Origin of the sequence: Pantoea sp. GM_Pan_3, from assembly GCF_026541045.1 — a bacterium.
Taxonomy (GTDB): Bacteria; Pseudomonadota; Gammaproteobacteria; order Enterobacterales; family Enterobacteriaceae; genus Pantoea; species Pantoea anthophila.
The window spans coordinates 410,911-425,418 of sequence record NZ_JALNVA010000004.1 but is presented as its reverse complement, the minus strand read 5'-3'; the positions used below and the strand labels follow the sequence as shown (position 1 = coordinate 425,418).

16 protein-coding genes are annotated in these 14,508 nt (G+C 56.7%); 10 read left to right on the top strand and 6 right to left on the bottom strand.

The window, feature by feature from the left end:
- Positions 1 to 44 precede the first annotated feature (44 nt).
- The 6 genes from OXR04_RS14700 (at position 45) to OXR04_RS14675 (ending at position 5,448) form a co-directional block, all read left to right on the top strand.
- Positions 45 to 941 carry an alpha/beta hydrolase gene (locus tag OXR04_RS14700; RefSeq protein WP_267371254.1) on the top strand — a complete coding sequence of 299 codons (897 nt, stop codon included), beginning with the start codon at positions 45 to 47 and terminating at the stop codon, positions 939 to 941.
- A gap of 241 nt (positions 942 to 1,182) precedes the next feature.
- Complete coding sequence (locus OXR04_RS14695; RefSeq protein ID WP_267371252.1) at positions 1,183 to 2,373, top strand: M20 family metallopeptidase; 1,191 nt, start codon at positions 1,183 to 1,185, stop codon at positions 2,371 to 2,373.
- Positions 2,374 to 2,386: 13 nt separating this feature from the next.
- Complete coding sequence (locus OXR04_RS14690) at positions 2,387 to 3,235, top strand: transporter substrate-binding domain-containing protein (protein WP_009092726.1); 849 nt, start codon at positions 2,387 to 2,389, stop codon at positions 3,233 to 3,235.
- A gap of 6 nt (positions 3,236 to 3,241) precedes the next feature.
- Positions 3,242 to 3,967: an ABC transporter permease subunit gene (locus tag OXR04_RS14685; RefSeq protein WP_267371248.1), complete on the top strand. Its 726-nt coding sequence runs from the start codon at positions 3,242 to 3,244 to the stop codon at positions 3,965 to 3,967.
- Positions 3,968 to 3,976: 9 nt separating this feature from the next.
- The gene (locus tag OXR04_RS14680; RefSeq protein WP_046102848.1) at positions 3,977 to 4,663 is read left to right on the top strand and encodes an ABC transporter permease subunit; all 687 of its coding nucleotides are present in this window, start codon (positions 3,977 to 3,979) and stop codon (positions 4,661 to 4,663) included.
- A complete protein-coding gene (locus OXR04_RS14675; protein WP_058957239.1) occupies positions 4,660 to 5,448 on the top strand; it encodes an ATP-binding cassette domain-containing protein in 789 nt (262 codons plus the stop codon). Before OXR04_RS14680 ends, OXR04_RS14675 begins: the two co-directional genes overlap by 4 nt.
- Before the next feature lie 135 nt (positions 5,449 to 5,583).
- Here the strand turns inward: OXR04_RS14675 and OXR04_RS14670 are convergent, their stop codons facing one another.
- A complete protein-coding gene (locus tag OXR04_RS14670; RefSeq protein WP_154928992.1) occupies positions 5,584 to 6,246 on the bottom strand; it encodes a glutathione S-transferase in 663 nt (220 codons plus the stop codon).
- A 181-nt stretch (positions 6,247 to 6,427) separates the two neighbouring features.
- On the opposite strand from OXR04_RS14670, the gene OXR04_RS14665 reads away from it, so the two are divergent.
- Positions 6,428 to 7,003 (top strand): TetR/AcrR family transcriptional regulator, encoded by a 576-nt coding sequence (locus tag OXR04_RS14665; RefSeq protein WP_267371242.1) that lies wholly within the window; start codon positions 6,428 to 6,430, stop codon positions 7,001 to 7,003.
- Between the two features lie 76 nt (positions 7,004 to 7,079).
- On the opposite strand, the gene OXR04_RS14660 is transcribed toward OXR04_RS14665, so the two are convergent.
- The gene (locus tag OXR04_RS14660; RefSeq protein ID WP_046102852.1) at positions 7,080 to 7,679 is read right to left on the bottom strand and encodes a TetR/AcrR family transcriptional regulator; all 600 of its coding nucleotides are present in this window, start codon (positions 7,677 to 7,679) and stop codon (positions 7,080 to 7,082) included.
- Between the two features lie 141 nt (positions 7,680 to 7,820).
- Between OXR04_RS14660 and OXR04_RS14655 the strand changes: the two genes are divergently transcribed.
- On the top strand, positions 7,821 to 8,213 hold the full coding sequence (locus tag OXR04_RS14655) for a RidA family protein (RefSeq protein ID WP_046102853.1): 393 nt from the start codon (positions 7,821 to 7,823) through the stop codon (positions 8,211 to 8,213).
- A gap of 57 nt (positions 8,214 to 8,270) precedes the next feature.
- Here the strand turns inward: OXR04_RS14655 and OXR04_RS14650 are convergent, their stop codons facing one another.
- The 3 genes from OXR04_RS14650 to OXR04_RS14640 form a co-directional block, all read right to left on the bottom strand.
- On the bottom strand, positions 8,271 to 9,584 hold the full coding sequence (locus OXR04_RS14650; protein ID WP_267371240.1) for an FAD-binding oxidoreductase: 1,314 nt from the start codon (positions 9,582 to 9,584) through the stop codon (positions 8,271 to 8,273).
- Positions 9,585 to 9,740: 156 nt separating this feature from the next.
- A complete protein-coding gene (locus OXR04_RS14645) occupies positions 9,741 to 10,445 on the bottom strand; it encodes a dTMP kinase (RefSeq protein ID WP_346274709.1) in 705 nt (234 codons plus the stop codon).
- Positions 10,445 to 11,128: a hypothetical protein gene (locus OXR04_RS14640; RefSeq protein ID WP_267371236.1), complete on the bottom strand. Its 684-nt coding sequence runs from the start codon at positions 11,126 to 11,128 to the stop codon at positions 10,445 to 10,447. Before OXR04_RS14640 ends, OXR04_RS14645 begins: the two co-directional genes overlap by 1 nt.
- 287 nt (positions 11,129 to 11,415) lie before the next feature.
- Here OXR04_RS14640 and OXR04_RS14635 point away from each other — a divergent pair, with 287 nt between their 5' ends.
- Positions 11,416 to 11,727, top strand: a complete 312-nt coding sequence (locus OXR04_RS14635; protein WP_046102857.1) for a cupin — start codon at positions 11,416 to 11,418, stop codon at positions 11,725 to 11,727.
- Positions 11,728 to 11,837: 110 nt separating this feature from the next.
- On the opposite strand, the gene OXR04_RS14630 is transcribed toward OXR04_RS14635, so the two are convergent.
- Positions 11,838 to 12,956, bottom strand: a complete 1,119-nt coding sequence (locus tag OXR04_RS14630; protein ID WP_267371233.1) for an ABC transporter ATP-binding protein — start codon at positions 12,954 to 12,956, stop codon at positions 11,838 to 11,840.
- Positions 12,957 to 13,278: 322 nt separating this feature from the next.
- Here OXR04_RS14630 and OXR04_RS14625 point away from each other — a divergent pair, with 322 nt between their 5' ends.
- Positions 13,279 to 14,499 (top strand): extracellular solute-binding protein, encoded by a 1,221-nt coding sequence (locus tag OXR04_RS14625; protein ID WP_267371231.1) that lies wholly within the window; start codon positions 13,279 to 13,281, stop codon positions 14,497 to 14,499.
- Positions 14,500 to 14,508: the final 9 nt, after the last annotated feature.

The window sequence follows — 14,508 nt, the reverse complement described above, 5'->3', positions numbered from 1 at the left end:
TGCTCATTAAGGAAATGATCGTTTCCTTATTATCAGGAGGTTTTATGCACGCTTTTGCTCCCTATCAGCACCATTTTGTCCGAACAGATTCACAGCGGCTGCACTACCTTAGCGCAGGCCATGCGCAGGCAGAAACCGTGGTGCTGCTCGCCGGTTTTCCGCAGAGCAGCTTCGCCTGGCGGGAGGTGATCCCTCGTCTGGCGAGCCGTTTTCAGGTGATTGCACCTGACCTGCCTGGCCAGGGGGATTCAGACTTCCCGCCCGATGGGTATGACACTGACAGCGTGGCGCAGCATATCGTGGCGCTGCTGGATCAGCTGGGCATCCAGCGCTTTCATCTGGTCGGGCATGATATTGGTGCCTGGGTCGCGTGGGCGCTGGCGGCGGGCTTCAGGGAAAGGGTGAGCGCTCTTGCACTGCTGGATGGCGGCATACCCGGTGTTACCCTGCCGGATTCACTCCCTGTCACGGGTGAAAACGCCGCTAAAATCTGGCACTTCGCCTTTCATGGCCTGAACGATCTGCCGGAAGCGCTGATTGCGGGCAGAGAGGCGATCTACCTGGAGTGGTTTTTTAACCGTAAGGCCGCGAATCCGCATCATATTAATGCGGCGGCGCGTCGTGAATATCTGCGCATCTTCCAGCAGCCCGGCGCGCTGCGCGCCGGACTCGCTTTCTACCGTTCGTTTGAGCGCTCTGCAGAGCAGAATCGCCAGCGCGCGCAAAAAGGGAAACTGGAGATACCGCTGCTGGCAGTCAGTGCCGATCAGGGGTCGATACCGGATATGGCCACACCGTTACGCGCGGTGGCGCAGCCGGTTTACAGTGAAAATATTCTCAACTGTGGCCACTTTATTCCCGACGAACAGCCGGAGAAATTAGCGGAAATACTCTCACTCTTTTTTATGCGGCATCCGGATAAGCCGGAACGGATAAATTAATATCAGGGAAAGTAATGTTGCGAAGTGGATTATTAATATTATTACTTATCCATGACTCTCTCATACGGCTTTCCAATAAATAGTTCTATCTTATTGATTTATATTAATTCCTGAAGGCGCATTACGCGTTGCTTTCTGTCACGTGCTGTGAATAAATAAACGGTCATCACCATCCTGTATCAGGATGAAATAAAAATAAGGACCGGCATAGGCATGCCGGCCTGCTATTGCCGGGGCGGCTATGAATCAGGAAAAAGCACGACTGGCCGGGGAAATAAAAGCCAGAGTCAATGAACTTGAATCGCAGTTGGTTGCGATTCGCCGTGATATCCATGCGCATCCGGAATTAGGATTTGATACGCTGCGCACTGCCCAGGTGGTGACCGACTACCTGCGGGCTCAGGGGCTGGACCCGCAAACCGGCGTCGGCCGCAGCGGCGTTGTTGTGGATATTGTGGGCGCAGAGCCTGGAAAGACGCTGCTGTTGCGCGCCGACATGGATGCGCTGCCCATCCATGAGCAGACGGGTCTGCCGTTTGCCAGCCGCTATCCCGGCAGGATGCACGCCTGTGGTCACGATATTCACACCGCGACGATGCTGGGTGTGGCCACACTCCTGCCGCACTATCGACAGCAACTGAAAGGCCGCGTCCGGCTGATCTTCCAGCCCGCAGAAGAGACGCCTGAGAGCGGTGCCGCAGCGATGATCGCCGATGGCGCGGCAGACGGCGTCGACTGGGCGATAACCCTGCATAACAAGCCTGAACTGACCGCGGGTGAGATTGCGCTGACCCGCGGCGCCAGCACCGCCTCCAGTGACGAGTTTGATGTTACGGTGCAGGGCGTTTCGACCCACGCGGCGCGTCCGCACATGGGCACCGATCCGATCATCGCCACCGTGCATCTCATCAGCCAGTTACAGAGCATCATTTCGCGTGAACGCGATCCGGCGCACTCTGCCGTGTTAACCATCGGACACATTGAGGGCGGCACCACCCACAACATCATTCCTGACAGCTGTCTGTTTCAGGGCACCATCCGGACCAAATCTCCCGAGGTGCGTGCTGCGATGGAAGCCTCGTTTAAACGGATGTGCGAAGGCGTGGCGCTGGCGCAGAATGTGCGGGTTGAGGTGAATTTCCAGCGGGGTGTTCCGCCCCTGATGAATAACGATCGCCTGATTGACGCTCTGGAAGAGATTTTGTCTCATCAATTCGGTAAAGCCATCATCGCTCAGCCGAGCGCCAGCTTTGGTGCCGAAGATTTTTCACTGTTTACGGAACGGGTACCGGGATGTCAGATCCATATCGGTTCGGCAACCCCGGGCCGTGACGATCACCTGCATAACTCCGACTATCAGCCGGATGAACGCAGTATTGCCGCCGGGACGCAGGCGCTGACCCGCCTTGCCATTGATTTACTCTCCGAATAATAAATGAGGTTTTATGATGATGCGTAACCGTCTGTTCACGGCTTCTCTGACCGTGGCCCTGCTTGCCACGTCTGCATTCAGCCAGGCAAAAGATTTTGGCACCCTGAAATTTGCTACCGAAGCGGCTTATCCGCCGTTTAATCAGACCACCCCGAGCGGAAAAATCGTCGGCTATGAGCCCGATATGGTGGCGGAGCTGGCTAAGCGGGCAGGCTTTAAATATGAAATCATTGCCCAGAAATGGTCAGGCATGATCCCGGGCCTGATCGACGGCAAATATGACGCGGTGGTTGATGCGGTGACCGTGACACCGAAACGGGCTGAGGCGATTGACTTCACCCATCAGTACACCGTCAGCGTCTCCAGCTTTGTTACCGCTAAAAACAGCCCGCTGGCCACGCTGCCAGGCAGTGGCACGGTGGTCACGGCCGATGATGATGCGGGCATGAAAAAAGCGATCGACGATCTGAAAACCACCTTCAAAGGCAAAACCATCGCGGTACAGGTCGCCACCATTCAGGCCGATTTCCTGCAGAAATACCTCGGCGATGTCGCCACCATCCGGACCTATCAGGCGGGCCCTGAAACCTTTGCTGACCTGATGAACGGGCGCGTTGACGCGGTAATGGCGTCCCGCACCAACCTCAACGCCTTTGTGAAAAAGCATGCGGATGCGATCAGCAGCAGCGGCTACGGCTTCTCGGGTGGCGTACTGGGCGCGGGCTCGGCGATTGGCCTGCGCAAAGGCAACAGCGAGCTGCAGCAGGTGCTGAATCAGGCGCTGGAGTCGATGATCAAAGATGGCACACTGAGCAAACTGTCGATCAAATGGTTTGGCGAAGACGTCGCGCCAAAAGCGTAACCGCGGATGCTGATGAACATAGACTGGCAGATGCTGGGTTTTGGGGACGAGGGCTGGGGCGGCGTGCTGCTTAACGCCGCCGCCGTCACCGTCAGCGTTTCACTCTGCGCCTGGCTGCTGGGTGCGCTGCTCGGCAGCGTCCTCTGCTGGATGCAGATCGCCGGTGCGCGCTGGCAGCAGCGGCTGGCAGCCGGTTACATCACGCTGTTTCGTGGCGTGCCGGAACTGCTGGTGATCTATCTGTTCTACTTCGGCGGACGCCAGGTGGTTTCCGCCGTCGGCACCGCGCTGGGCCTGCAGGGGCCGTTCGATGTGAACGGTTTCGTGGCGGGAGCGATTGCCATCGGGCTGATCTCGGGTGCCTATCAGAGCGGCGTATTCCGGGGGGCCTTTTACGCTATTCCGGGTGGAACGCTGGAAGCGGCAACCGTCACCGGGATGGGGCGACTGATGATGTTCCGTCGCATCATCGTCCCGCAGGCGCTGCGCACGGCGCTGCCCGGTATGGGCAACCAGTGGCAATCGGTGATCAAAGAGTCGGCGCTGGTGTCGGTGACCGGACTGGTTGAAACCCTGAATCAGGTCTCAACGGCGGCCAACTCGACCCAGATGTCCTTTTTCTTCTACAGCGTAGGTGCCGTGATCTATCTGATTATCACCACCTGCTCCGATATGGTGTTCCGCTACGTGGAGAAATTTGCGATGCGCGGTCAACAGCGCGTGAAAAGCTAGGGAGTCCACGTGGATATCAACTTTTTACAGCAGACGCTGCTGGCGCTGCTGAAGGGATTGCCGCTGACCATCAACCTGGCGCTGCTGTCGCTGCTGGGAGGGGGCGTGCTGGCGCTGCTGCTTAATCTGCTGCGCATGACGCGAGTCGGCAGCCTGTTCTGCCGCTTTTATGTCTGGCTGTTTCGCGGCACGCCGTTGCTGATCCAGATCTTTATGGTCTACTACGGACTCGGCAGTTTACCGGCGGTGCGGGAGAGCCTGTTCTGGCCGCTGCTGCGCGATCCTTACTGGTGCGGTTTGCTGGCGCTGATCCTCAATGATGCCGCCTATACCTCGGAGATCCTGCGCGGCGGGTTGCGGGCTGTCAGCTCGCAGTCACTGGAAGCCGCCAGGGTGTCGGGCATGTCGTCGTACAAAATCTTTACCCGCATCACCCTGCCGATTGCGATCCGTCAGGCGCTTCCGGCTTACAGCAATGAAATCATCTCTATGATCAAAGCGACCTCGCTGGTCAGCACCATCAGCCTGATGGAGATGACCGGCATTGCGGATTCCATCGTCTCTTCCACGTTCCGGGCGCTGGAGGTATTCCTGAGCGCGGCGGTGATCTACCTGATACTGACCATGCTGGTCAGCAAAGGCGTATCAATGCTGGAACGACGCCTGTCACCTTACTATTTTGGAGCACGCTCATGACGGCCCCCACGATTATGCTGAGCCATCTCAGAAAGAGTTATGCGGGACACGAAGTGCTGCACGACATCAGTCTGACTGCCCAGGATGGCGACGTGATTTCGCTGATTGGAGCCAGCGGATCGGGCAAAAGTACGCTGTTGCGCTGCATCCCGTTTCTTGAAGTGCCTCAGGCCGGTGAGATAGCGGTAGGCGAAGTCAGCGTCACGCTGGATAATGCCGATGAAAAACTGAACCGGGAGCAGCGTCGGCGCATTAAGCTGATGCGCATGCAGCTCGGCTTTGTGTTTCAGAGCTTTAATCTGTGGCCGCATAAAACCGTGATGCAGAACATTATTGAAGCCCCGGTTCATGTGCAGAAGCGCAGCCACCGCGAGGCTGTCGAAGAGGCGGAAGCGCTGCTGCACAAGGTCGGGCTGTATGCAAAGCGCGACGCCTGGCCCTCTCAGCTCTCCGGCGGACAGCAGCAGCGTGTGGCCATTGCGCGGGCGCTGGCGCAGCAGCCGAAAGCGATTCTGTTCGATGAGCCGACCTCGGCGCTGGATCCGGAGCTGGTGGGCGAAGTCCTGCGGGTGATCCGCGGCCTGGCGGAAGAGGGGCGCACCATGATTATCGTCACGCATGAGATGGGTTTTGCGCGTGACGTGTCGAACAAGGCGGTGTTTCTGCATCAGGGGATCATCGAAGAGTCAGGTTCGCCGGAACAGGTGTTCCTCGATCCCATTTCGCCACGCTGCCGCGCCTTTGTGAACAGTCACTTTGAGCGTAATACCGGGCAGGCAGGCTGAAGCAGGCAGGGACGCGCAGCGCGAACGACACCTTAAGAATGACAGCAATCCCCGGGCGAACGCCGGGGATTGTTACAGCAGCGAGCGGGAAGGTTTCATTCAGACAAACCGCTCCCGCCACGATCTGACCAGGGACTAGGCTTCTGCGCCGGGACGGCCTGCGTCTACCATGGCCTGCCACTGCTGATAGCTGGGACGCTGCTGGATCTTCAGGTACCACGCTTTCAGCGCCTCACACTCCTCCGGAATAGCCAGATTCACCAGGGCGGCGAATATCATTCCACCGGTGACGGCGATATCCGCCATTGAGAAGGTGTTGCCCGCCACATAGGGCTGTGAGCGTAAAACGCGGTCAAAGTAGTGCATGCCCCTGAGCGCTTTTTCGCCCATCTTCGCACCCCATTCCGGATTCTGATAAAGCTCAACCTCGGGTCCCAGACCTGCCGTGGCATGATGGAAATAGACGCTTACCGCGTCCAGAAATTCAATCTCGGCCCGTTTAGTCATCATATGAATCACCCCCTGTTCCAGCGGGGTCATACCCGTCAGAAGGGGATGCTGATCCTGCCGATCCAGATATTGCGTGATTGCCGTACACTCCGCGATTAGCGTCCCATCACTCAGTTCTAACACCGGCAGTGTGCCTGAGTAGTTGATGGCTAGAAAATCCGCCTTTTTATGTTCCCCTTTCCAGAGATTGACCGGAATAAATTCGACCTGAGAAAGCAGACCTTTTTCCGCCAGGGCTATTCTGACCCGGGCAGGATAGGGGCCGTCATACCAGTCGTAGATTTTCATCGAAGGTTGAGTTGAAACGTGTGATACAGCGTCTGAAGAAGTCATGATTTATTTACCTACCTGTCAAATGGTAGGTAGATTGTGGCCAGGGAAATTCGGCCTGTCAACATCTGTCTACCAGTTGGCAGGTAAAAATTTTTTCCTTATACTTCCTCCTCACGTTTCAGAGGAAAACAGCGCTATGAGCTTGAATGCGCGTGAGGCCATCCTGGCAGCCGCAAAGCGTGCTGCGCAGAATCATGGTTACAACGGGATAAATTTCCGCACCATTGCTGACGAAGTCGGCATCAAAAATGCCAGTATCTATTATCACTTCGCCAGTAAGGCAGACCTTGGCGCGGCTGTGGCAAATCGCTACTGGCAGGATACTGCACAGGCGTTACAGACCATCCGGGAGCAAAGTGCCTCTCCCGCTGAAGCCCTGAAGCACTATCCGCAAATTTTCCGGCGTTCTCTGGCTGACGCCAACAGGCTCTGTTTATCCAGCTTCATGGCGGCCGAATATGATGATTTGCCTGAAGAAGTGAAGCGTGAGGTGCAGTGTTTCGTCGACGCGAACGTGGCATGGTTGCATCAGGTGCTGAATGAAATGACGCCCGATGACGCACAAAAAAACGCGCAGCGTGCGCTGGCAATCTATACCGCGGTTGCCGGTGCGCAGTTAATTGCCCGCACGCGGCAGAATATTACCCTGTTCGATCATCTGATGGCGACCTATGAGGAGAGCGGCCTGATTCCGCAGCCGACGCAAGCCTGAATATCCCCGCCGGAACGCGTTGTTCAGCGACGGGCGGCAGCCGCTGAGCAGGATTCGCGTCACGACGGATAACGCCTCAGGTCTTAACCGCCTGATGGCGCAGGCCGCCTGCCAGTAGCGTGAAGGCTTCAAGCATCTCTGGCAGCGCCTTTTCCGGGTTGCTGCTGGCTGCAACCCAGAGTGCAGCATTGAGGGCGCTGCTGTTAAGCAGATGTGCGGCGGCGTCGGCATCGACCGGCTTAACCGCACCGCTTTCAATCAGCCTGACGAGACGTTCCCGTGTAGCCGCCAGGCAGCTGTTCTGGCTGGGCCACTGCGCAGGATCGCCCAGGAAAGCCGGGCCATCCCGCAACACGATGCGCTGGACTTCGGCATCCATCGCCAGACGAATGTAGGCGATCCCTTCGGCGATCAACCTTTCCCACTCATCCGTTACCGAAGCGGCCGCCGCCTGAGCCCGCTGCGCCATTTCCCCATCGACCTGCGCCACCACCGCTGCCAGCAGCCCTGTTTTGTCGCCAAAATTGTGATAAAGCGCGCCGCGCGTCAGCCCGACGCTCGCCGTCAGTTCATCCATTGAGGCCCCGGCAAAGCCCTTTTCAGCAAAGGCTTTCCGTGCTGCTGCGATCAATTTTGCACGGTTTGCTTCCATCGTTTCAGCGCGACTGGCTGCCATAATCTCCTCCAGCTCACATACGCCGCGTATATTATTTGACATACGGCGCGTATGTATTATTAATGTGACATACGCGGCGTATATTAAATCATTCCGGTTTGTGCCGCATCCTGCATTCATTCCGTAACCCGAGGAAACACGATGATCACGCGCGAACCCATTTTTCCCGCTCACCGGCACGCACTTTATCAGCAGCATGGCTATTCCGCGGCAATCCGCTCAGGCGATCTGTTGTTTGTCTCCGGCCAGGTCGGCAGCCGGGCTGACGGCACGCCCGAACCTGATTTCGCTGCCCAGGTCGCCCTCGCATTTGACAATCTGGCGGCGACGCTGGCGGCGGCAGGATGCACCTTTGATGATTTGATCGACGTCACCACATTTCACACCGATCCTGAAAATCAGTTTGCGACGATTATGCAGGTCAAAGCGTCCATCTTTCCGCAACCGCCTTATCCCAACTGGACCGCTGTCGGCGTGACCTGGCTGGCGGGGTTCGATTTTGAGATCAAGGTCATTGCCCGCATTCCCGGATAACGGAAAGTTCTCGTCACATCGTCCTGCCAGCGACACTGGCGTTCAGCGGGGCTGTGATCACTTCTCTTTACGTCCCAGGAAACGCTCTTTCATCAGCGAAAGGGCAATGCCGATATCCAGCACGGGTGAGGGCGGCATGAAACTGGCCTGGCCCAGCGACAGCATATCCGCAAGGTGCGGGTTATCCTGCTTCAGCATGAAGTCAGCCAGCAGCGAGCCCGCCACGGTCTGTTTCGATACGCCCGCGCCGTTACAGCCGCCTGCCGTGCAGATAAATCGGTTCAGCACCCCCCATTGCGGCGCGCCGTTGCGTGTCACGCTCAGGGTGCCGGACCAGGTGTGAGTGATCTTCACGCTGTTCAGGGTGGGATAGAGTTTGCTGAACAGGCGCTGATGGTGTTGCGTCGCCTGATGGGTTTGTGCCGCAGTGACCTGTCCCCGAAGCGCGGGAATAACATGCTGGCGAATCAGAAAACGGCGGTCGGAGGTGAAACGAAAGGTGGCACCGGCAATGGCATTCACCGGCGTGACGCCCCAGCTCTGCATCGGGGGCAGCGTCGCCAGTTGCGCGTCTGTCAGCGGTTCGGTGATGCTGGCGAAGGTGGCCATAGCGGCCTGACGGGCCAGGCCAGGGCGCAGTTCTGGCGATAACGCGTTGGTCGCCAGCATGACCTGAGCTGTTCTGATTGTGCCAAAAGGGGTCACCACCTCCGCCAGACTGCCGGTACGAATCCCCAGTACGGGTGTATTTTCGAAGCGCTGAACATTTTCCGGTAAATGATGGTGCAGGCCGGCGATAAGCTGCGCCGGATTAACCAGCACACAGCCCGGCGTGAAGATCCCTTTGCTGTAAAAGCGGGTACCGAGTTTATGGTACAGCTCATCGCTGTAAGCCAGCGTCCAGGGTTCATCCATGAGATCGAGATGGCGGCTGTATTCATTTAAAATACGATCGTTGCCCCGTTCCGCCTGACAGTGATATTTCCCCACCTTCTGCCAGTCGCACTGAAGGTTATGCTGCGAAATCACCTGCTCCAGCTGCCGGATGCCTTCCTGGAGCAGATTCCGGTAAGCATGCGCCTTTTTTAACTCCGCCGTGGAGCTGCCAATATTGTGGGGCAGTCCGATAACAAACCCTGAGTTGCGCGCCGATGCGCTCTCCCTTGTGGTAAAGGCATCGACGATAACGATTTTCAGCTCGGGTTTAATTTCTGCCAGGCGGCGCGCAAAAGCGACACCGGCGAACCCCGCGCCGACGATAACCCAGTCTGCTTTAATATCGCCTCGCAGAGCCGGTTGCGGCGCATAAGCGTGCCCGCCCGCAGGCCAGCCCGGTTCATTATGATTAAAAGGTAGTGATGCGTAGCGCAATTCCCTGTGCCCTATAGAAAAATAAAGGAATTTTATAAGGGAAAGCAGGATCGCAGTGCCAGCGGTAACCTGACGAAGATTGATTTCAGACAAATTTCGCGGGCAGAGGTCGCTATTCTCTTTACCGCCTTGCCAGCAGGCGATAAGGATTTCAGATTAAATCACCCGGATTATCTCAGCCGCGACCTGCATGGCGGCTTCATCCAGCGTGCCTTCATTACGGCATAAAACCCAGCCGGTGCGGACAATTTCACGCTCGAACGCCCGCGTGCATTCGGCATGCTCTTCCAGCCTGTGAAGGACCGTGCTTCCCAGCCCCCGGGAGCGTGCTGCGGCCCGTGACCATGAAATCTCAGGCGCGGTGACCACGCCGACATGCAGGTCCGGTATGCGGACGTCCTGCGCGTGGTTCATCTGCAAAATCTCTGCAAACGGGATCCGCCGGCGAAAGGCCGCGTCGGAGGGATACCAGCGATCCATCAGGATAATGCTGTCGGGCGGCTGGCGGGTCAGCACGTTGCGGGAAATCCACGCCCGGCTGGCCGCTAAGCGCTCACAAACTTCCCGTTCCAGATCCAGAGAGGGATCTCTGGCGAGCCGGTTGACCAGCGCCATGGTCTGCGCTCTGTCAGGATCGCTTTTTTTCTCGCAAAGCCGGACCACCTTTCGGTTGTCTGCCCTTAACCGTGCCGTGATCGCTTCCAGCAGGGTCGTTTTACCGGCACCTTTGGGGCCATCCAGAGAAACAAACAGCTGACGATTCATGGTCTGACTGACGGGTGAGAAGGGATGTGGGTGAAATCTTTCTTTGCCAGAGACATCTTCTTTCCTGAATGAATGAGCTGATTCTGATCGCGCAATTAATCCTGCAAAGGATAACAGGTTGTCCAGTTGTAGTTGACCTCTGCCAGCATCAGTTCGCCTTCTACCTTCCCGTAATTGAGGGTCTGGCGTGCCAGAAAGAACTGCCGCAGCGGCGCGGGTAAATAAGCCGCGCCGTAGCGCAGCAGGGTCGAGTGCCAGAAGGGGGCCGGCAGAGCGCTGCCGGTGTGACGCATCAGCAACTCTTCTTTCCAGCGGGAGTTGAGAACCTTTTCACAGAAGGCGTGACGCAGGTCTGTTGCCGGCGTGTCGGGGATGCCCGCCAGCAACAGCTGTCCCGGCAACGCGACTAAACGAAGATCTCTGATAACAATTTTTTGCGCGTGAAAACCGGACCAGAGCGCCCTGAGTTCAGCCATTTTTTCCGGCAAAGGTGCGTGCTCAATATAGAGCGGCAGGGTCAGGGGTAAAAAGGTAAAGTGCAGACCCCGCTCCGGCAAAGTATCGGCCAGACGATCATCCCCGGTAAGCTGTTTCAGTTCATCCAGCAGCCGTGAAACCGCGGGGGGAACGGCGGGCTGAATGCCGGTTGCCAGGGCCAGCTTCAGCGGGTCGTAATAGCTCTCTTTCTTAATCTCCCCAATCCCCGCGTTTTTCGCCCACATCGCGAGCGTTTTCTCACTGGCAGCGTGATAGAGGTTTTGCAGAGTCGCTGAATTCATGACACTCCTTCTGACAGTGGGGGAAACAGAGACGCAACGTCAATATTATCTCTGCCATCGCGTCCGGGCCAGGCGATTCATTCAGAGATCATTCCGGAAGCGGTAAACCTCACTACTTACCGGGCTTTATCGGGGCTACCGGATCTCCTGATACCGCCTTAACCGGACAACATCGGGACAGATCGGGACAGATCGGGACAAGCGCGGGCAGGAGTCTGGAATCCATGTTGTTGCTCTGCTATTCATGAGGCCGATGACGAAAACGTACGTCTGTTACCGGAGATAAAATGAATTTTTACCGCAGCACAGAATTTACCGGTTCGAAGGCCTGGGACGCTCAGCACATCGCGAGCTTCGGCAATACCAGCGTGAAACTTCACTGGACCGATCGGCCCTATAAGTGGCACATCAACGATGGGCAGGAGGTTTTTGCGGTGATGGATGGGTGTGTTGAAATGCAATATAAAGAACAGGGTGAGATTAAAAGCAGGGTTCTGAATACAGGCGATATTTTCTATGCCAGTGAAGGAACAGAGCATATTGCGCGTCCCCAGGGCGTTGCCCGCGTGCTGGTCATCGAGAAAGAGGGATCGGTTTAACCGGAAACCTGTTCCGCCGGGTCAGGAGGCGCATCAGACTGACCGGATAGGCCGCTCCGGCAGTAAAGGCCGTTTCCGGCCTTTCTTCCCGGACATATCTGTCAGGGATGTCAGGCTGCGCGCACCTGTGGCATCTCAATATCTGCGCTGATACGTGCTCCGTCAGCATCAAACACCATGCAGTGCTGCGGATGGAAAGTGGGACGCAGGGTCTGGTAGGGATGGAAGTGCACGTCCCCGGGCAGCAGCATTTTGAAACCATCATAACCGTGGCTCTGCCCAAACAGACAGGTGTTGTTGCCCAGACGTTCCACGACCTCGCAGTGAAAGTGGATGCTGAGTGGCGCATCACCGTTGATCTGAAGCTGTTCCGGTCGGATGCCCAGCGTGATTTCATCGCCAGGCTGCAGCTGGCGCAGAGGTAAAGGAAGCTGCAACCGGTGTTCCCCACCATTGATCAACGCGATCAGCCCCGCCGGGCCACACTGTTCCACGCGGGCGGGCAGAAAGTTCATCCTGGGTGAGCCGATGAAACCCGCCACAAAACGGTTAATCGGATTGTAATAGAGTTCCATCGGTGGGCCGACCTGTTCCACCTTGCCATCGTTCAACACCACAATCCTGTCGGCCAGCGTCATCGCTTCGGTCTGATCATGCGTGACATAGACCATCGTGGTTTTCAGCTCATGATGCAGTTTTGCAATGTGCAGCCGCATATCGATGCGCAGCTCCGCATCCAGATTCGACAAAGGCTCATCAAACATAAATACCCCGGGATTACGCACAATGGCACGACCAATGGCCACGCGCTGACGCTGGCCGCCGGAAAGCTGCCGGGGTTTGCGATCCAGCAGGTGCGCAAGCTGAAGCGTCTTTGCAACGGTTGCGACCTGATGCTCAATCTGCGCCTTTGGCAGCCCATTCACCTTCAGGCCGTAGCCAATATTTTCTGCCACCGTCATGTGGGGATAGAGCGCGTAGGACTGAAACACCATTGCCACGCCGCGATGTGAGGGGGCGACATCATTCATCACCTCCTCACCGATCAGGATCTCCCCGTCACTGATCTCTTCAAGCCCGGCAATCAGCCGCAGCAGGGTGGATTTACCGCAGCCTGAAGGACCCACGAAGACCGCAAACTCTCCGGCTTCAATATCAAGCGCGATGTTTTTCAGCGTTTCTGTTTTGCCAAAGCGTTTGGTCACATTTCTCAATCTGATGCTGGACATGCTGATCCTCATGGTATGGTTCTGGTGGCTTAAATGTAATACGTATACCAGATGGTCGATTTACATGTCAGCCGTGATGCTACCTGCCATGACTATAACGTTACGCCAGGAGGCGCCCTACCGCTGTTTTTGATTTCTGTAATAGCGATCACACATTGGCACGAAGGGGCTGGAGCGTTTCTGATGTTCCGCGTAGCGTAAGCGAAATTGCGATACGTTAATCACGTTGCATTTGCCTGATAACTCCCTGCCATCTGCAAAATTGTCAGGTTTAGATCAGCGGAAATAACATTAAATGTAATACCTTCACATGAGGCCAGTAATGAAAATCAAAACCAGCGTGACGCTACTTCTGTCAGCATTGATGCTGAATCAATCCGTCTGGGCCGCTCAGCAACTCACAGTCTGGGAAGATATTAAGAAAGCGGATGGCATCAAAGCAGCGGTCGCTGATTTCCAGAAGCAGTTCAATGTTGATGTGAAAGTACAGGAGATGCCTTTTGCACAGCAGATTGAAAAGCTGCGCCTGGACGGGCCGGCCGGAATCGGCCCTGATGTTCTGGTCATTCCTAACGATCAGCTTGGCAGCGCGGTCGTGCAGGGATTACTGGCCCCACTGAAGATTGACGCAGCAGAGCAGGGCGCTTACACCCCTTCGGCGATGGCGGCCTTCACGCAGAATAAGGTGGTCTATGGCATACCCAAAGCCGTAGAAACGCTGGTGCTGATTTACAACAAAGATCTGCTGCCCGCGCCGCTGAAAACCCTGGATGAGTATCGCGCGTTCTCGCAGAAGCAGCGCGAGGTAAAACAGTATGGCCTGCTGGCGAAGTTCGACCAGATTTACTACAGCTGGGGCGTGATGGCTCCGATGGGCGCTTACATCTTTGGTAAAAATGCACAGGGTGCCATCAACACTCAGGATATCGGACTGAACACGCCGGGCAGTGTGGAGGCCGTGACGTACCTTAAGCGCTTCTTCAGCGAAGGATTGTTGCCTGGCGGCATCATGGGTGACAACGGACTCAATGCCATCGACTCGCTGTTTACCGAGAAGAAAGCGGCGGCGGTGATCAACGGGCCGTGGGCGTTCCAGCCTTATCAGGCGGCCGGGATCAACTACGGCGTGGCACCACTGCCGCTACTGCCAAACGGCAAGCCGATGAGCTCCTTCCTGGGCGTTAAAGGCTATGTGGTATCGACCTGGAGCAAAGATCAGGCGCTGGCACAGCAGTTCCTCTCCTTTATCAACCAGCCGCAGTACGTGAAAGCGCGCTATCAGAAAACCCAGGAGATCCCGCCGGTGATTGCGCTGATGAACGATCCGATGATTAAAGATGATGAGAAAGCCAACGCGGTCGCGGTGCAGTCAGCGCGCGCGTCAGCCATGCCAGGCGTGCCGGAGATGCAGGAAGTGTGGGGGCCGGCTAATGCGGCGCTGGAACTGAGCGTTTCCGGCAAGCAGGCGCCAAAAGCCGCGCTGGATAACGCGGTGAAACAGATCACCATGCAGATTGAAGCGATGCAGGCCAGTAATCAGTAAGGCCGGTTC